16 protein-coding genes are annotated in these 18007 nt (G+C 61.8%); 14 read left to right on the top strand and 2 right to left on the bottom strand.

What is annotated here, in order from left to right:
* Positions 1–78: 78 nt before the first annotated feature.
* Both AB5202_RS01715 and AB5202_RS01710 read right to left on the bottom strand, forming a co-directional pair.
* Positions 79–1041 (bottom strand): diacylglycerol/lipid kinase family protein, encoded by a 963-nt coding sequence (locus AB5202_RS01715; RefSeq protein WP_368143502.1) that lies wholly within the window; start codon positions 1039–1041, stop codon positions 79–81.
* A gap of 87 nt (positions 1042–1128) precedes the next feature.
* Entirely contained in the window at positions 1129–2550 is a 1422-nt protein-coding gene (locus tag AB5202_RS01710) for a chloride channel protein (RefSeq protein ID WP_368143501.1), read from the bottom strand.
* Positions 2551–2760: 210 nt separating this feature from the next.
* On the opposite strand from AB5202_RS01710, the gene AB5202_RS01705 reads away from it, so the two are divergent.
* From AB5202_RS01705 to brnQ, 14 genes are all read left to right on the top strand, one after another.
* On the top strand, positions 2761–4023 hold the full coding sequence (locus AB5202_RS01705) for a molybdopterin molybdotransferase MoeA (protein ID WP_368143500.1): 1263 nt from the start codon (positions 2761–2763) through the stop codon (positions 4021–4023).
* A 10-nt stretch (positions 4024–4033) separates the two neighbouring features.
* Positions 4034–4513, top strand: coding sequence for a MogA/MoaB family molybdenum cofactor biosynthesis protein (locus AB5202_RS01700; RefSeq protein WP_368143499.1), 480 nt, complete (start codon positions 4034–4036; stop codon positions 4511–4513).
* 205 nt (positions 4514–4718) lie between these two features.
* On the top strand, positions 4719–5591 hold the full coding sequence (modA, locus tag AB5202_RS01695) for a molybdate ABC transporter substrate-binding protein (protein WP_368143498.1): 873 nt from the start codon (positions 4719–4721) through the stop codon (positions 5589–5591).
* A gap of 68 nt (positions 5592–5659) precedes the next feature.
* Entirely contained in the window at positions 5660–7102 is a 1443-nt protein-coding gene (modB, locus tag AB5202_RS01690) for a molybdate ABC transporter permease subunit (protein WP_368143497.1), read from the top strand.
* A 3-nt stretch (positions 7103–7105) separates the two neighbouring features.
* Positions 7106–8176, top strand: a complete 1071-nt coding sequence (locus AB5202_RS01685; protein ID WP_368143496.1) for a sulfate/molybdate ABC transporter ATP-binding protein — start codon at positions 7106–7108, stop codon at positions 8174–8176.
* A 429-nt stretch (positions 8177–8605) separates the two neighbouring features.
* The gene (locus AB5202_RS01680; RefSeq protein ID WP_368143495.1) at positions 8606–9889 is read left to right on the top strand and encodes a double-cubane-cluster-containing anaerobic reductase; all 1284 of its coding nucleotides are present in this window, start codon (positions 8606–8608) and stop codon (positions 9887–9889) included.
* Positions 9890–10043: 154 nt separating this feature from the next.
* Positions 10044–11207 (top strand): double-cubane-cluster-containing anaerobic reductase, encoded by a 1164-nt coding sequence (locus AB5202_RS01675; RefSeq protein ID WP_055286141.1) that lies wholly within the window; start codon positions 10044–10046, stop codon positions 11205–11207.
* Positions 11208–11362: 155 nt separating this feature from the next.
* On the top strand, positions 11363–12127 hold the full coding sequence (locus AB5202_RS01670; protein WP_368143494.1) for an acyl-CoA dehydratase activase: 765 nt from the start codon (positions 11363–11365) through the stop codon (positions 12125–12127).
* A 14-nt stretch (positions 12128–12141) separates the two neighbouring features.
* A complete protein-coding gene (locus AB5202_RS01665; protein ID WP_368143493.1) occupies positions 12142–13359 on the top strand; it encodes a glycosyltransferase family 4 protein in 1218 nt (405 codons plus the stop codon).
* Positions 13352–14401 (top strand): selenide, water dikinase SelD, encoded by a 1050-nt coding sequence (gene selD, locus AB5202_RS01660; protein ID WP_368143492.1) that lies wholly within the window; start codon positions 13352–13354, stop codon positions 14399–14401. The genes AB5202_RS01665 and selD overlap by 8 nt, the downstream gene beginning before the upstream one ends.
* A gap of 57 nt (positions 14402–14458) precedes the next feature.
* Positions 14459–15085, top strand: a complete 627-nt coding sequence (gene yedF / locus AB5202_RS01655; RefSeq protein ID WP_055286145.1) for a sulfurtransferase-like selenium metabolism protein YedF — start codon at positions 14459–14461, stop codon at positions 15083–15085.
* A 19-nt stretch (positions 15086–15104) separates the two neighbouring features.
* Positions 15105–15356 (top strand): putative Se/S carrier protein, encoded by a 252-nt coding sequence (locus tag AB5202_RS01650; RefSeq protein WP_161159820.1) that lies wholly within the window; start codon positions 15105–15107, stop codon positions 15354–15356.
* Positions 15353–16492 (top strand): aminotransferase class V-fold PLP-dependent enzyme, encoded by a 1140-nt coding sequence (locus AB5202_RS01645; RefSeq protein WP_161159916.1) that lies wholly within the window; start codon positions 15353–15355, stop codon positions 16490–16492. The genes AB5202_RS01650 and AB5202_RS01645 overlap by 4 nt, the downstream gene beginning before the upstream one ends.
* A gap of 77 nt (positions 16493–16569) precedes the next feature.
* Positions 16570–17928: a branched-chain amino acid transport system II carrier protein gene (brnQ, locus tag AB5202_RS01640; protein WP_368143491.1), complete on the top strand. Its 1359-nt coding sequence runs from the start codon at positions 16570–16572 to the stop codon at positions 17926–17928.
* Positions 17929–18007 lie beyond the last annotated feature (79 nt).

The following is an 18007-nucleotide window of genomic DNA, read 5'->3' as shown; positions in this document are numbered from 1 at the left end:
TAAGTTGCGGTGAAATAGGGACTGTTTTGCGGCTTTTGCTGCATAAACAGTCCCTATTTCACCGCAACTTAGGTGGGGTTAGCGGGTGGGGTGCCAGACCTCGAGGGCGCCGGCGAGGATGTCGACCTCGATGCGTGAGGCGACAACGGGCTCGCCGTCGGCCTGGATGGGGTAGTCGGGCTCCTCAAAGGTAAGCTCGGCATGGCGGCAGCGGCGCATGCGAACCGGCGGCAACTTGGTATGGTGGCCATCTTTGGCCGAAAGGAACATGGGAAGCGCGACCGCGCGCGGAACGGGGCCGCAGGCGTAGCAGACGTCGAATATACCGTCACAGGGGTCGGCGTCGGGACAGATGCGATAGCCCGAGCCATAGGTAGGACCCAGCTGAATCGCCATGATGATCGCCCTCACGCGCTCGGCAGGCGCCCCGTCAAAGCTGACTGTCATGGGGTAGTTGCGATAACGTAGGCCAAACTGCTCAAGTCCCGAGAGGGTGTAGAGCGGCGCGCCCGTCAAGCCGGTCTTTTTGCGCAGCTCGGTGGTGCCAAGGCCGATGGCGGCATCGATGCCGACCGAAAGCGTCTGGTCGTAGTACTCAACGGTAGCCTCGCCGCTGCCGCTCGCAGGGCTCCACGAGCGAATTCGCCCGATGTCCTGACGCTGCAGCTCACAGGTGAGCAGCGCGCCAAAATCCTTACCGGAGAAATCGTCGATGCCGAGCGTTTGGGCAAAATCGTTGCCAGAGCCCACGGGTAGGATGGCAAGAGCGGGGCGGGCGTCCTCCTCTTGCGTCATAAGCCCGTTGACGACCTCGTGAATCACGCCGTCACCGCCAAGGGCGATAACGGTGCGATAGCCCTGAGCCTGTGCGGCCAGCTCCTTGGCGTGTCCCATGCGCTCGGTCAGCACCAGGTCAAACTGGGATGCTCGCGCGGTCATATCCAAAAAGCGTTGCAGGCGCTCGGCAACTTCGTGCGCCGCACCCGATTGGGCTGCTGGGTTGGCGATGATGAGCGTGCGGCCAAAATCAGTTGCGTGCATGGGGCGACTCCCGGCGTATGACGTGACGGTGCGGTCGCGCTCAGGTCTAATTGCCCCCGATTGTGGCTGCACGTCGAATACTTACGTCTACTCTATCAGGTCGTTGTGGCGCTCGATAGCATCTGCTACCGTACCGCCCTCATCCACAATAAGCGAACGGCGCTTGGGCGAGATGATGCGCTGGGCGGGGTATACGCCGCGGTGTCCGGCGGTTAGGTAGCTGATAAAGGCCACGATGACAAAGAACCCGGCTGCCGTGCCGTGGAACAGGTCGATGGCCATCATGCAGGTGGTGATGGGCACGTTGAGGCCGGCGCAGAACACGCCGAGCATGCCGAGAGCCGCCAGAAAACTGGGGTCGAGCCCGGTAAGGTAACCGATCCAGCCACCGAGTGCCGCACCGATGCCAAACAGGGGCGTGACCTCGCCGCCTTGGAAGCCCGCGCCCAGGGTAAGCGCTGTGACGACCAACTTTATGGCTGCGTCCGCCAGGGTGGTGTTGCCGGCAAATCCGGCGCCGGAAAGCCACGTGGAAAGGCCGGCGTAGTTCCAGGCGTCGAGGAGGGCATAGGCGGCCAAAACCACGAGTGCGCCTATGAGTGCGCGAACGAGGTAATTGGTGATAAAGCGACCGTACAGGCTCTTGACGGTTCGAACCGACCAGGCAAAGAGGCGTGCCGTCAGACCGAAGATAATGGCGCTGATAACAACGATGACGACCGTTTTGGGTGTCATGTTGGGAACGCTGGCGATGACATTCGCTTCGTACTCGGTACCCAGGGCGAGTGATGTAAAGTAGCCGGTAAACGAGGCGACCAAGCAGTAGATGCCCGCGGTGTAGTCGATCTTGCCGATAAAGCACATCTCCATGCCAAAGAAAGCCCCGGCAAGGGGCGAGCCGAATACGGCGCCAAAGGCCGACGAGATGCCGGCGAGCATGAGGTCGTGGTGGTCATGCTTTTCGAGGTGGGCGAGGCTCGAGATGTTGCTGGCGATGGTGCCGCCGATCTGCACCGCGGCTCCCTCGCGACCGGCCGATCCGCCCGTTAGGTGCGTGAGCGTGGAGCACACAAACGTGAGGACGGCCATGCGCATATGGATGAGGCGTGTGCCCAGAGCGGAGTCGATGACCAGGTTGTTGCCGCGTTTGGCGGCAAGACCGTGGTTTTTGTACACCCATGCGGTGGCAACGCCTACAACGGGAAGCAGCGCGTAAATCCACGCATGGTGCTCACGATAATCGGTCGCGATATTCAGCGAGGCCAAAAACGCCCAAGCGGCAACGCCCATGGCGAGCGAGACGATGACGACGAGTATGAGCAACTTGGCGCTCGCGAATAGGTTGCGGACGTTGCGGCGCGTGTCGACAGCCAAGAGATGCTCGGAGCGGGTGAGCTGATGCCTGCCTGCCACGATGACGTCGTTAAGGGAGAAAAAGCCGCCGTCGTCGACCGGTTGGGAATGATCCTGCGCCTCGTTTGCGCTTTCGGGTTTGTCGGTAAAAGCCATACGTTCCTCTTTTAGGTTGCAACACGAGCATTATAGAACGTGCCAAACGTGACAAACCGGCAGGTTGGTTTCGGTTCTGTTTCGCCGTCCGTTACCGACAGGTGTATTCGTGGGCATGGGCCGTGCCGCCGTCGTGCGGCGGGGGATTATACTGAGATAAACATAAAGAATCGGCGCTCCTGTTGTGCGCCGTGGCATTAAGAGGTGCATATGGCAGAGAAACTCATTCCGCTGGAGGACGCGCAGTCGATTGTTCTGTCGCATGTTGTTCCGACGGATCTCATCGAGATTCCCGTGTGGCAGGCCGCCGGTCTTCCCTTGGCCGAGGACGCGGTGGCCGATATCGACATCTCGCCGTTTGCCAACAGCGCTATGGACGGATATGCCGTGCGCTCGGCGGACTTGGTGCAGGCGTCTGGCGAGGCGCCGGTGACGCTCGACGTTATCGGACACGAGGCCGCGGGCCATGTGTTTGAGGGCGCAATCGCCCCGGGCGAGACCGTTCGCATCATGACGGGCGCGCCGGTGCCCGAGGGTGCGGATGCCGTGGTGAAATACGAGATCGTCGAGGTGCTTGACGGCGACGGCAACGAGGGCTCACACGTGAGGTTCTCGGCGCCGGCCAAGGTGGGGGAGAACGTTCGCTCTGCCGCCGAGGAGTCCCATGCCGGCGATGTTGTGATTCACGCCGGCGAGGTTGTGGCTCCGGCGGGCGCGGGTCTGCTGGCAAGCGCCGGATATGCGAGCGTGAAGGTTCACGCTGCCCCACGCGTGGGCATTATCTCGCTGGGCACGGAACTGGTCGCACCGAGCAAGGTACCGGCGCGCGGTCAGATTCGCGACTCCAACTCCTCGGCGTTGATGGCCGAGGCGCTCGATGCAGGAGCCGAGCCCGTGTTCTACGGCATTGCGCCTGATGATGAGCAGGCGATTGCCGAGCTCGTGCATCGCGCGGTGCAAGAGTGCGATTTTGTCATTACGAGCGGAGGCGCCTCGGCGGGCGATTACGACTATGTGACGGCGCTGGTCCAGCGCGAGGGCGAGGTGCTGTTCGATCGCATCTCGATGCGCCCGGGCAAGGCCATTACGTTTGGTTTGCTCGGCGGCAAGCCGTATTTGGGGCTTTCGGGCAATCCCGCGGCGGCGTATGTGGGCTTTGAGATGCTTGCCCGTCCGGCGATTCGCAAGATGCGCGGCTTTGCCGAGGGTGCGCGTCCCGTGCAGCGGGCGACGCTTACGCATAGCGTGAAGAAGCGCCAGCATCGCCGCTTCTTCGATCGCGCCACGGTTTTGTGCGACCCCGAGACCGGTGAGCTGTTGGTGACCGAGGCTAAGACGCAGAATTCGGCGCTGCTTGGAACTATGCAGCGTGCGAACTGCCTGCTGTGTATTGACGAAGGACCGTGCGAGCTCAGGGCGGGAGATGTCGTGGACGTTGTTCGCGTCGACCTGCCCGAGGGCGCCGTGTTGTAGGAGGAATGCTATGGAGCTGAAGATTTCGATTGTGACGTGCTCGGATACGCGTGATCTTGCCCAGGACGAGGCTGGAGCCGCACTCGAGGAACTTATCGAGGCACAGGGCTGGACGGTCGCCTCACATGTGGTCGTGCGCGATGACGTCAGCGAGATTGGTGATGCCATTGTGGAAGCCGCCGATGAGTGCCACGCCAATGTCGTGCTCACCTGCGGCGGCACGGGGCTTTCGATGCGCGATGTGACGCCCGAGGCGACGCGTGCCGTCTGCGACCGCGATGTGCCGGGTATTGCAGAGGCAATCCGTGCGTACTCCATGACCAAGACGCGCCGCGCCATGCTCTCGCGCGCCGTGTGTATGCAGCGTGGGCATACGCTTGTCATCAACTTTCCAGGATCTACGAAAGCGGCCCGCGAAAGCTGGGAGGCTGTGAGCGACCAGCTGGAGCATGCGGCCCAAATGACGGCGGGCGGCGGGCACGCCAAATAAGCGCGCTACCTGCGGCGGAGCGATCTTGCGAGTCGCTCCGCCCTTTTTATGCAGCGGCAGTGTGGGACGTCTCGTGGTTGTCGGTAAAAGAAAATTATCAGGCGAGAGATATTTATCATAAACATTATTCGCGCCGAAGTATAATCTTATTACAGAATAAAGCCTGCGGCGGGGTGCCCGGGCATAGCGTTCGAAAGGGTTGAACATGTTCGATATGGTTTCTCGCCGCGGATTCGTTTCGCTTTCTGCTGTCGCCGCTGCCGGCCTTGGTCTTGCCGGCTGTTCGGGCAGCAAGACGTCCGAGCCGGCCGGATCCGATGCCGGTTCTGCTAAGGCATCTTCCAAGAAAGCTGTCGAGCTGCAGGTCTTTGCCGCCAACTCGCTCGAGAAGGCCCTGCCCGAGGTTCAGGAGCTCTACACCGAGCAGACCGGCGCCACCTTTGCCGACGCGCAGTTTAAGGCGTCTGGCGACCTTGTCGAGCAGATGCGCGCCGGTGCCGCCGTCGACGTGCTCATCACGGCTTCCAAGGGCACCATGGACGACGCCGAGGCCGCCGAGCTCGTCGACGCCGACACCCGTGAGGATATGTTCGTCAACGACCTCGTGATCATTCGCGCCGAGGGCTCCGACACCAAGGTCGAGGCCATCGCCGACGTCGCGAATCTGGACGGCAAGATTGCCATCGGCGACGCCAAGACCGTCCCCGCCGGCAAGTATGCCAACCAGGCCCTGGCCTCCGTGGGCCTCTACACCGGCACCGAGGGCGACGACGGCGACTATACTCCCGTGATTGCCGACAAGGTCGTACTGGCCGATAAAGTGGGCACCGCCGCCGCCTATGTGTCCACAGGCGACTGCGTGGCCGGTTTTGTCTACAGCTCCGACATCTACCGCTACGACGGCATCGAGGAGGCCTTCGTGTGCCCCGAGGACTCGCACAAGCCCATCGTGTACCCGGGTGCCGTTGCCGAGAGCTCCGAGCACGCCGACGAGGCCAAGACGTTCATCGACTTCTGCCTGACCAACAAGAAGGCTCAGAAGATTTGGGCCAAGTACGGCTTTGAGCTTTCCGCGTAGTGCGGCTTGGCGCGATAATTCCATCGTTTTGTGTTTCACTCCGTCCTTGTATTCGCTTGGAGCTTTTCGTGCTTAATAGATTCCGCATGCTTGTCGCCTGTGCTTTGACCTTCGCGCTTTGCTGGGTGCCGGGATTTGCGTTTGCTGGGGACGCTGAGGACGGGGCCCAGGTTGCTGCGACCGCCCATGGGCTTTCCTATGGGATCGAGGGTTTTGAGCGGTTGGCCAAGGGGACCGCTCGTGCCATGGAGGGCCAGCCTGAGGGCTACCGGTTTCCCGTTGACGAGGACGTGGACCTTGTAGTGGCGCTTGCTGCCGATCGCGTTGTGGTGTGGATATCGCCCAACGCGGCCGAGAAGTATGGATTGGATCCGCAGGACAACGAGTGCGTATCGGGTCTTAAGGCCCTCGTCTGTGAGCTCGACAGCGCAAACTGCATGGGAGGTGCGCAGCTAGGGGACGTGGACCTTCCTTGGTATGTCACGGCGGAAACAACGTTTGAATCCGGCGGGTATACCTATGGTTTTGACGAGTGCGGTGCGGATGGGGACCGCTATGTGGTGATTGCATCAGCCTCGGGTGATGCCAAGGGCGGCGCGCGTTGGCTTGATAGCGCTCACATGGTAGAAGCATCGTCTGTCGTGTTGCGGGATGAGCAGGGGCCCTTGACCTCTCTGGCCTCCTTTTTGGGCGGCATCGACTATCGCCCGTTTTGGGTGTCCATAAAAACGAGCGGCCTTGCCCTGCTGATCTCCTTTGCGCTGGGTCTGTTCGCCGCGTGGAAGACTATGGGTACCTCGAGTCGCATCAAGGGCCTGCTCGACTCGGTCTTTACCATCCCTATGGTGCTGCCGCCCACGGTCTGCGGCTTTTTGCTGCTTATGCTATTTGGTCGATCGACCGGGGTCGGTCGGTGGCTGATCGCGCGCGGCATCTCGATTGTCTTTACGTGGCCGGCAGCGGTGATATCTGCCGTCGTTGTGTCGTTTCCCCTGGTCTACCGCACGGCGCTCGGAGCCTTCGAGAGCCTCGACACGCAGATGCTCGATGCGGCGCGCACGCTTGGCTGGTCCGAGCGTCGCATCTTTACCAAGCTTATGATGCCCCTTGGTTGGCCCTCAATCGCAGCGGGCACGGTGCTCGCCTTTGCCCGCGCGATGGGCGAGTTTGGCTGCACGCTGTTCTTTGCGGGCAACTATGCCGGCATTACCCAGACCATTCCCATCGCCATCTACTTTGAGTGGATGGGGGGCAACACGTCGGTAGCCCTCTTTTGGGTCGTGGTCGTAATTGCGTTCAGCTTCCTGGTCATTCTGTTCATCAATATGTACACCGCTCATTCGCAAAAGTATCGCGAGCGGGGCCTTTCCCGTGCGGAGCGCAAACAGGCCAAAGATCTTGCCGGACAGGGCGATTCGCTCGACCCGGCGGGCGGCGATGCCTTGCGTATCGATCGCGAGGCGCTGGCCGAGCTCATGCGCGATGATGCCGCTTTGCAGGGAGGTCGATAGGCCATGTCGCTCGTTCTGGATATCAAAAAGCGCTATCCCGGGTTTATGCTCGACATACAGCTTGAGGCCGGCGAGGATCGTGTGGCGCTGCTCGGTGCCTCGGGTTGCGGCAAGAGCTGTACGCTGTGCTGCATCGCCGGCGTGGAGACGCCCGACGAGGGCAAGATCGTCGTCAACGGCGTGACCTTTTTTGACTCGGCGGCGGGCATCAACCTGTCGCCCCAGGAGCGAAAATGCGCCCTGCTGTTCCAAAACTATCAGCTGTTTCCCAACATGACGGTGGCCGATAACGTATGCGCCGGTGTAAAGGATGCGGGCGACGCCGCCGCGCGCAAAAAGCTCGCCGAGCGCTATCTGGGCATTTTCGGTCTGTCCGATTTTGCCGACCGCTATCCCGCGCGACTCTCGGGCGGTCAGCAACAACGTGTGGCGCTTGCCCGCATGGTGGCGGCGCATCCGGGCATTTTTATGTTCGACGAGCCCATGAGCGCGCTCGATTCCTATCTTAAGAGCGCACTCGAGCAGAACATGCTCGACCTGTTCGACGTCTGTAACCGTACCGTGCTCTACGTGAGCCACGACATCGACGAAGCGTGCCGCCTGTGCCAGCGTATCTGCGTGATGCACGACGGGCATGTTGAGGAGATCGGTTCTGTCGAGGACGTGGTCCGCCGTCCGCAGACGCTGGCGGCGCTGCGCCTAACGGGCTGCAAGAATACAAGCCGGGCGTGCAAGATCGGCGACGAAGAAGTTGAGGCCCTCGACTGGGGCATGACCTTTAACGTGGGTCGCGAGGTTCCCGATAATGTGGCGTACCTGGGCATTCGCGCGAGCTACTTCCATGTGGACAACCGTGCCGAGCGGGGTCGCAACAGCTACGACCTGCACGTGGCGCGCGTGAGCGATTCGCGTTTTGAGCGCCTGGTGCTGTTGGATGCGCCGCGGGCCGATGCGCCAACGCGTCTGCAGTGGAAGGTCAACAAATTGAGCGTACCAGCGGATGGGTTACCGCAAGAAGGCGAGACCCTGCGTATGCATTTTGATGCCAGCAGGATCCATCTGGTTTGTCGGTAGCGCCGGGTAATGCCGTCGGGGATATAAGTCTCGGCGGCTTTGTCTTGCCGTTCGCCTAATGGGGAATGACAAACTCTTATCAACACAGATAATTATTTATTAAACGGCGGCACACGACGCTGTCGTACGAATGTCAACGGTGTTCGCATGGTCGACGACCGTTGATATAGTTGACCTTAACTTGTAAAGGAGGACGCGCACATGCCGCAGACGACATACATTCGCCGCGTTGCCGCGCGCGCCCTGTATATGGCTCGGAGTCGCATATGAGCAGGTATGTTCACGGCTCCGGGAGAGACGACGCACAACTAAATAATCGACCGCAAAGCAGGTTCCCCAAAATTCCGGGTTTAGGCACGGCTGGGTTTTCGCCGCCCACCGTGCAGCAATACCGTAGTTATCCGTATTTGGTTCGAGAGGGGAACCGTCATGGCTGAAGAATTCGATTTCCATCCGATGTGGGAGAGCCTCGGCATGAATCTTGCCGATCACGACATGCTGCTGGGCGCTGTGGGCCAGATGTACGGCGATATGTTCCTGACGCAGAACAATCGCCCCAAGTCCACGTCCTACCTGGATTTTGTCGCCACCAACATCCACAGCGGCCGTATTAAGGAGATGCTCGACAAGAAGGAGGCCGGCGAGGCCACCAAGATCGTCGGTTCGTTCTGTGCGTACGTGCCCGAGGAGATCGTGCTTGCCTGCGATGGCATCCCCGTTGGCCTGTGCTCGGGTGCCGACTGGGCGACCGACAAGGTCGAGGAGCATCTGCCGCGCAACACCTGCCCGCTCATCAAGAGCTTTGCCGGCTTTAAGCTGGGCGAGGTCTGCCCCTACATTGAGTCGAGTGATCTGGTGGTGGGCGAGAACACCTGCGATGGCAAGAAGAAGGCCTACGAGTTCTTTGCCACGCAAAAGAACATGTACGTCATGGATATCCCCAACGTGCACGACGAGTCGACGCTCGTGACCTGGAAGGCCGAGGTTAAAAAGCTTGCCGCCAAGATCGAGGAAGAGTGCGGCGTCAAGATTACGCCCGAGCGCCTGAAGGCTGCCATCCACGCCGTCAACGAGAAGCGTCGCGCCCTGCAGCGTCTGGCTGCCACGCGCGCTGCCGATCCGGCGCCCATCAGCGGTCTCGACAGCCTGCTGACCGTTCAGGCCGCCTTTATGGACGACACGCCGCGTCTGACCGGAGCCATCAACGAGATGGCCGCCGAGTGCGAGCAGCGCGTTGAGGCCGGCGAGGGCGTGGCGCCCAAGGGGACCAAGCGCATCCTGTACACCGGCACGCCCATGGCCGTGCCCAACTGGAAGCTGTTCAACCTCATCGAGAAGGCCGGCGGCGTTGTGGTAGGCGAGGAGTCCTGCACGGGCTCGCGCTACTACAAGGACCTGGTCGACGAGTCCGGTGAGACGGTCGACGAGATGCTCGACGCCATCGCCGAGCGCTACTTTAAGATTAACTGCGCCGTCTTTACGCCCAACGATCAGCGTATGAAGGACATTGTCCAGATGGCCAAGGACTTGCATGCCGACGGCATCGTCGACGTGGCCCTGCAGTTCTGCACGCTCTACGAGATGGAGTCGTTTGCCGTGGAGAAGGCTGCCGAGGAGGCCGGCATTCCGTTTATGCACATCACGACCGACTACGCCGGCGAGGATGCAGGCCAACTGCAAACCAGGATTGAGGCTTTCTTGGAAACCATTTAGGGGTATCCGTCCCGGCGGCTTCCCCAGGCACCCGATCTTGCCGTTCAAACCATCGTTTGCGTACCAAAGTACGCGGCGCTTCTCTTTCACGGCAACCTCGGGCACCTGGGAAAGCCGTTTCCTTGGTTGGTCAAAAGGTTTGTTAAGGAGTTATATGTCGGAAAATATGGAGCAGCCGTTGCCATCCACGTTTGAGGAGTTCAACGAGCAGCGCAAGGCGGCGTTTATTCGTGTCAAGGATTACAAGCAGGCGGGCAATCGTCTGGTCGGCTTTTTGTGCAGCTATACGCCGCTCGAGATTATCGATGCCGCGGGCGCCTCGAGCGTGGCCCTTTGCGGTACGTCCGATGAGGTGATTCCCGAGGCCGAGAAGGTGCTGCCGGCAAATCTGTGTCCGCTCATCAAGTCGACGTATGGTTTTGCCTATTCGCAAAAGTGCCCGTTTACGTACTTTAGCGACATGATCATCGGTGAGACCACCTGCGACGGCAAGAAGAAGATGTACGAGCTACTCAACGAGCTCAAGCGCACGCACATTCTGCATCTTCCGCAGGGTCGCGATCGCGCCTACGAGCGTGAAGGCTGGTACGAGGAGTGCTGCCTGCTCAAGGAGGAGCTCGAGAACTTCTACGGCATCACGATTACCGACGATGACCTGCGCGCTGCCGTCCGTCGTCGCAACCGCTTGCGTGCGGCCCAGCTCGAGATGTTTGCGCTGCAGGCCAACCAGCCGGCGGCCATGAGCGGCGTCGACCTGATGAGCACCATGTTTGCCGGCACGTTCAGCTTTGATATCGAGGCCTATGCGCAGCAGCTGGAGCAAAAGATTGTCAAGCTGCGCGAGGCCTACGACGCGGGCGAGCGCCCGGTCGCGGCGGATGCCAAGCGCATTCTGATCACCGGCTGCCCAGTGGGTGGCGTAATCAACAAGATCGGTCGCACCATCGAGTCCAACGGCGGTGTGGTCGTGTGCATGGACGACTGCTCGGGTGAGCGCACGGCGGCCATGATGATCGACCCGGAGGCTCCCGATATCCTGCGCGCCATCGCCGACCGTTACCTGGACATCAACTGCTCGGTCATGACGCCCAACGACGGCCGTATGGAAAATACGCTGGCCATGTGCGAGAAGTACCATGTCGATGGCGTGGTAGAGAGCGTGCTACAGGCCTGCCACACCTTCAACGTTGAGAGCGCGCGCATGCAGGGGGCTGTCGAGGGTGTGGGTATTCCGTATATGAAGATCGAGACCGACTACAGCAACGGTGACATGGGCCAGATCGAGACTCGCATCGCCGCCTTCATCGAAACCCTCTAGCTTCCTCAGGCACCGGATCTTGCTCCTCAAACCGTCGCTTGCGTACCCAAAGTACGCTGCGCTCCTCTTTCGGGGCAATCTCCGGCACCTGAGAAACCTAGAGCTAAGGCGCCTGAACGCGCAGCTGTCTTTGATGTTTAGATTGGGAGAGAGCCATGATAGGGATCGGGATCGATATCGGGTCTACGGCGGCTAAGGCCGCTGTGGTCGACGGGGAGGGTTCGGTGGCGTGGACGTGCGTGCAGCCAACCGGGTTCTCCTCGGTCGATGCTTCCGAGCGGCTGCGCGAGGCACTGGCAGCGGCTGGCTATGACGTGGCTGCCGACGACGTGCGCGTGATCGCGACTGGCTACGGCCGTGTCGCCGTGCCCTATGCGCACAAGGTCGTGACTGAGATCACCTGTCACGGCACCGGTGCCGTGCGCCTGTTCGGCGATCACGGCACGGTGATCGACGTGGGCGGTCAGGACACTAAGGTCATTCAGCTTAAAAGTGGCCGCGTGGCCAAGTTTGCCATGAACGACAAGTGCGCCGCCGGCACGGGGCGCTTTTTGGAGATCATGGCCGACCGCCTAGGCATTTCCCAGCAGCAGATGGCCGACCTTGCGCGTTCCGGTGAGCCCACCAAGATCAGCAGCATGTGCACGGTGTTTGCCGAAAGCGAGGTCATCAGCCTGATCGGTCGCGGTGAGCCGCGCGAGAACATTGCGCGTGGCGTGATCGACAGCGTGGTCTCGCGCGTGGCGACCATGGCCGGGCAGGCCGCGGGCGCCCCGTACTATCTGACCGGTGGCCTGTGCGAGAACGCCTATGTGGTGGAGCGGTTGGGCGAGCTACTGGGGTCGCCGGTGACCACCTCGCCCCAGGCGCGCTTTGCCGGAGCGATCGGCGCGGCTGTCCGCGCCGCCGCCTTGGCCTAGGGGTGTACCGCGACATGCGCATCCTCAATATCTCGGCACAAAAACCAGATAGCACCGGCAGCGGCACCTACCTTGCCGCGCTCGTGCGCGAGCAGATCGAGACGGGGCATCGCGCCGCCGTGCTTTGCGGCGCGGCACCGGGTGATACCCAAGGCGAGCTGGACCGGCGTGCTGCCGTGTTTGCCGTACCGTTCGAGTCGTCCGAGCTGCCGTTTCCCATCTGCGGTATGTCCGATGTCATGCCCTATCCCTCCACGCGCTATCGTGACCTGACGCCTTCGATGCTCAAGGCATTTGAGCGGGCATTTGCCGCTGCAATCGATCGGGCGGTGGCTGAGTTTCGGCCCGATCTGGTGCTCTGTCATCATCTGTATCTGGTGACCGCATTGGCGCGCGAGTGCGTCCGGGGCGTGCCGGTTGTTGCCGTGTGCCATTCGACCGACCTGCGCCAGCTGCGTTCGCATGCTCTCGAGCGCGATCGCATCGTAAGTGCAGTTCGTCGGCTCGATGCCGTCTTTGCGCTCCATGCTGAGCAGGCTGAGCAGATTGGCCTGGTGTGCGGCGTCGATGCCGATCGCATCCACGTGATTGGGACGGGCTACGACCATCGCGTCTTCTGCCGCGACGCAAGCGTGGCGAGGCGGCCGGGATCGCTTGTGTACGTGGGTAAGATTTGCTTTAAAAAGGGCGTCGAGTCGCTGGTCCGAGCCGTGTCATTGCCGATTGACGATGACGTCCGCCCATCTGGCTTGGTACTTGTGGGCGGTCGCGGGGACGATGCCGAGTACGCGCGTATCGAGCGCTTGGCCGCGGCCTCGGATGTGCCGGTGAAGCTGGCGGGGCGCCTGGATAGCGATGGACTCGTGCATGCCTACCGCAGTTCCGACGTCTTTGTGCTGCCTTCGTTTTACGAGGGTCTGCCGCTCGTGACGATCGAGGCCCTCGCGTGCGGCTGCAAAGTTGTGGCGACCGATTTGCCCGGCGTTCGTCCCTGGATGGAGGCGATGCTTCCCGGTGCTCCCGTGACGTGGGTGGCGTCGCCGCGTATGACGGATGTCGACACGCCCGTGGCGGCCGACCTTCCGTTGTTTAAGCGCGCACTGGCAGATGCTATCGCGCAGGCGCTTGCGGCTCCGCCTTCGACGTTCGAGCCGTCGGCGGTCTCTTGGGAAGCGTGCCTGGGGCGTATACTTAAAGTCGTTGATTTGTTGGAAGGGGGTTCGTATGGCTAAGGACACCATGAGGCTCACGTCCATGACGGCTGCGAGCGGTTGAGCCGCTAAGCTGGCTCCCGGAGCCCTCGCCCAGGTCCTGGGCGACTTGCCCAATGTGTATAACGACAACCTGCTCGTGGGGTTCGATACCTCCGACGATGCGAGCGTCTTTCGCGTTGGCGATAACTTGGGCCTCGTGCAGTCCATCGACTTCTTCCCGCCGATGGTCGACGACCCGTTTCTGTTTGGCCAGATTGCCGCGGCAAACTCACTGTCGGACATCTACGCCATGGGCGGGCGGCCGAGCCATGCCATGAACTTGCTGTGCATCCCGAGCTGCCTGGGCGTTGAGGTTGCCGGTCAGATTCTGGCGGGCGGCGCCGACAAGTGCGTCGAGGCGGGTTGCTCCATCGCGGGCGGCCACACCATCAACGACGACGAGCCCAAGTACGGCCTGTCCGTGAGCGGCTTTGTCGCGCTCGATCGCATGCTTGCCAATAGCGGCGCGCGCGTGGGCGACGTCCTGTTGCTGACCAAGGCGATCGGCTCAGGCATCATCACCACGGCCATTAAGGGCGAGCTCATCGAGCAGGACGAGGCCACAGCCATGTTTGACTCGATGCGCACCCTCAACGAGGCGCCGATTCGCCTAGCCGAGGGACTTGAGCTTCACGGGTGCACCGACATTACGGGCTTTGGTCTGATCGGGCACGCGTGCGAGATGGCCGAGGGCTCGGGCGTGCAGGTTGAGCTTGCATCGGGGGTGGTGCCGCTCTTTGACCAGGTGCTCGACATGGCGCGTTTGGGCATTATCCCCGCGGGCTCCTACCGCAACCAGGATTTCTTTGGCCCGCGCGTGGCGGTCGACGAGGACCTAGAGCCGGGCATGCTCGACGCACTGTACGATCCACAGACTTCGGGCGGTTTGCTTATTGCGGCGCCCGCGGCGGATGTGGATGAGCTTGCGCGTCGTCTGCATGCCGAGGGGCGCGTTGCCGCCGTCGTCGGTCGCGTGTGCGAGCCGGTGCCAGGCGGTCCAGCCGTCCACGTTGTCCGTTAACGACACGTTTATTGAGCTATGTACCGTTCTAAAACGATTTATTCGAAAGGAAAAGCTATGTCTACCAAAATTGAAGTCAATGCCATGGGCGATGCCTGCCCGCTGCCCGTCGTCAAGACGCTCAAAGCCCTGAAGCAGCTCGATGGCGAGGGCGCCGTCGTGACCTCGGTCGATAATGAGACCGCCGTTAAGAACATTTCCAAGATGGCGCAGGAGAAAGGCTGCACGGCCTCGGTCGAGAAGGTTTCTGACGCCGAGTGGCACGTGACCGTGGCGACCTCTGGCGCCGTTGCCGTGGCCGATCCCGAGCAGGATGGCGCTGCCTTCTGTGATGCCAGCGCCGGCAAGGGCAAACTCGTCATTTCCGTCTACACCGATTGCATGGGCCGTGGCGACGACGAGCTGGGCCACAAGCTCATGAAGGCGTTTATCTTTGCCGTGACGCAGCAGGAGGAACTGCCCGCGACCATGCTGTTCTACAACGGCGGTGCCAAGCTCACCGTCGAGGGCTCGCCGGTGCTCGATGACCTGAAGGGCCTGGCCGAGCAGGGCGTCGAGATTCTCACCTGCGGTACCTGCCTCGACCACTATGGCATTAAAGACCAGCTTGCGGTGGGCGAGGTCACGAATATGTACGTGATCGTGGAGAAGATGGAGCAGGCCGTGCGCGTCGTGCGCCCGTAGCGTATTGGTTGGAGTTGCCATGAGGGAGAAGCGCCCGGCGCTTGTCATCACGTTTCCCACCACGGCGGCCGCCATGGGCTGCGAGTCCCTGTGCATTGAGCGCGGCCTTCCCGGGCGAACGATTCCCGTGCCCGGGGAGGTCGCTGCCGGCTGCGGTCTGGCGTGGAAGGCGTTGCCTGCCGATGAGGAGCTGCTGCGCGGCGAACTCGCCGAGGCGGGTGTTCCCACCGAGGGCTATACCGTGATTGATATGTGGGAGGTCGTGCGATGATCTATCTGGATAACGCGGCGACGACCATGCACAAGCCGCAGACGGTCATCGATGCCGTGACGCAGGCGATGTGCTCGCTCGGCAATGCCGGGCGCGGCGCCACGTCGGGTGCCCTCGATGCCGCTCGTACGATTCACGTTTGCCGTGCCAAGCTCGCGCGCCTTTTGGGTTGCCCGAGGGCGGACCATGTGTGCTTTACGCCCAACTCCACGGCGGCGCTCAACACTGCCATAAACGGCGTGGTGCGCCCCGGCGACCGTGTGGTCACAACGGTGCTCGAGCACAACTCCGTGCTGCGTCCGCTTAACCGCCTTGCGGCAGAGCAGGGTGTGACCGTTGAGCATGCGGGCTGCGATGCGAGCGGCGTGCTCGACTACGACGAGCTCGAGCGGTTGGTCACGCTGGGCACGCGTGCTGTGGTGGTGACGCACGCCTCCAATGTGACCGGCAACGCGGTCGACATTGCGCGCGTGGCGGCCATGGCTCATGCTGCCGGTGCGCTGGTGATCGTCGACGCCTCCCAGTCTGCCGGTACGGCGAAGATCGACATGCAGGCCATGGGGCTCGACGTCGTTTGCTTTACCGGCCACAAGGGATTGATGGGCCCGCAGGGCACCGGCGGTCTGGCCGTGGCGGAGGGTGTCGACGTGGCGCCCTGGGCCATGGGCGGCACGGGCGTGCACAGCTTCGATGCGCTGCAGCCGCTTGAGTGGCCCACGCGCCTTGAGGCGGGCACGCTCAACGGTCACGGCATCGCGGGCCTTTCTGCCGGTCTCGACTTTATCGAGGCCCAGGGTGGGGCCGAGGCGATTGCGGCGCGTGAGCGCGCGCTTGCCGAGCGTTTCCTCGCCGGCGTGCGCGAGATTCCGGGGATTAAGCTCTATGGTGCCTTTGACCAGCCGATGCGCTCTGCGATTGCGTCGCTCAACGTGGGCGATATCGACTCTGCCGAGATCTCGGACGCGCTCATGCAAGGGTGGGGGATTGCGACGCGCCCCGGCGCCCATTGCGCTCCGCTCATGCACCGCGCGCTGGGGACCGAGCGCCAGGGTATCGTTCGCTTCTCGTTTGGGTATTTCAACACTACCGAAGAAGTTGACACGGCTATCGATGCTCTATGCGATTTAGCCTGCTAAAGCTGCTAGACCGTTTATACTTGCGGGACGGGTGTTTTTGCCCGTCCCGTTTTTGTTTCGACCCGAAAGGTGTGCATATGGCCTCATCCGCCCCGCGTGGTCTACGCTCCGATCATGTCGTTACCGTTGGCATCGCCCTGTTCTCGATGCTCTTCGGCGCCGGCAACCTCATTATTCCGCCGCTGCTGGCGCTCCAGGCAGGTTCTGCCACGCCGGTCGCCATGCTCGGCTTTCTGATTGCCGCCATCGGTCTGCCCGTCATGGGATTTATCGCCGTCGCGCTCGCCGGCACGGCCCGCGAGCTGGCCGGGCGCGTGCATCCTAAGTTTGGTGAATTCTTCGTTGCGGCGGTCTACCTGGCCATCGGTCCGTGCCTGGCCATTCCGCGCACAAGCTCTACGGCGTTCGAGATGCTAGTGCCGCTGCTGCCCGAGGGCGTCTCGCTCGGCACGGCTCGCCTGGTGTTTGCCGTCGGCTTCTTTGTCGTCGCGTTTGTGCTTACGCTGCGCCCGGGGGTCATCACACGCGTACTCGGTCGCATTACGGGCCCCGCGCTCATCGCGCTCATCGTGCTGGTCGTGGGTGCTGCCGTGATCTCGCCGCTGGGACCGGCTGCTGCCCCGCAAGCTCCCTATGATGCCGGCGCTGCGGTTCAAGGCTTCTTGACCGGCTACCAGACCATGGACCTGCTTGCGTCGCTCGCCTTCGGCATCATCATCGCCGAGACCATCCACGAGTTGGGTGTTACCGATGACAAACGCGTGGCCTTCGAGATTTCGCGTTCCGGTGTGATCGCCGGCGTGCTCATGGCCATCATCTATTGCGGCTTGGCCCTTGCCGGTATGCAGCTCGGCACCGTGATGCCCGACGCCACCAACGGCGCTGCAATCCTTGCTCGCTCGGCCTCCATGCACTTTGGCCTTGCCGGCACGGTTGTGGTATTTGCGATTTTCTTTCTCGCCTGCATGAACGTGTGCATCGGCCTCATCAGCTGCTGCTCGCGTTACTTCTGTGAGACGTATGTGGTCGAAGGGGGAGCGGAGGCCTCCGAGGAGGCCATGCGCCGTCCCTTTGCGATTCTCGCCTTTGTGTTCGCAGCGTTTTCGTGCGTGCTCTCCAATGTGGGCCTCGACGTGATTCTTATGTTCTCGGTGCCCATGCTCAACGCCTTGTATCCCGTTGCCATCGTGCTGGTACTGATGGGCCTGGTGCACGGCTTTTGCGACGCTCATCCGCAGGTGTGGGTGTGGGTCGGCGGCGTTGTCGCGGTGCAGAGTGTGATCACCTCGGTCCGCGATGCGTTCTTTGCGGGCGCGTGGCTGCCGTTCGATGCACTGCCGCTTGCGGACATTGGAGCCGCGTGGGCGCCGGTTGCCGTGGTTGCCTTTGTGATCGGTCTGCTCCATAGTCGTTTTGTCGCACATTCGAGGAGCTAAGGCGTCAATGCTTGCACAGGCGGGGAGTCTCCCCTATAATTTCCTTCGCTTTGGGACACGCAAGGTTTAGACCTTAGCT

This window comes from Collinsella aerofaciens, from assembly GCF_040915545.1.
GTDB lineage: Bacteria > Actinomycetota > Coriobacteriia > Coriobacteriales > Coriobacteriaceae > Collinsella > Collinsella aerofaciens_BE.
This window is presented reverse-complemented; position numbering and strand designations above follow the sequence as displayed.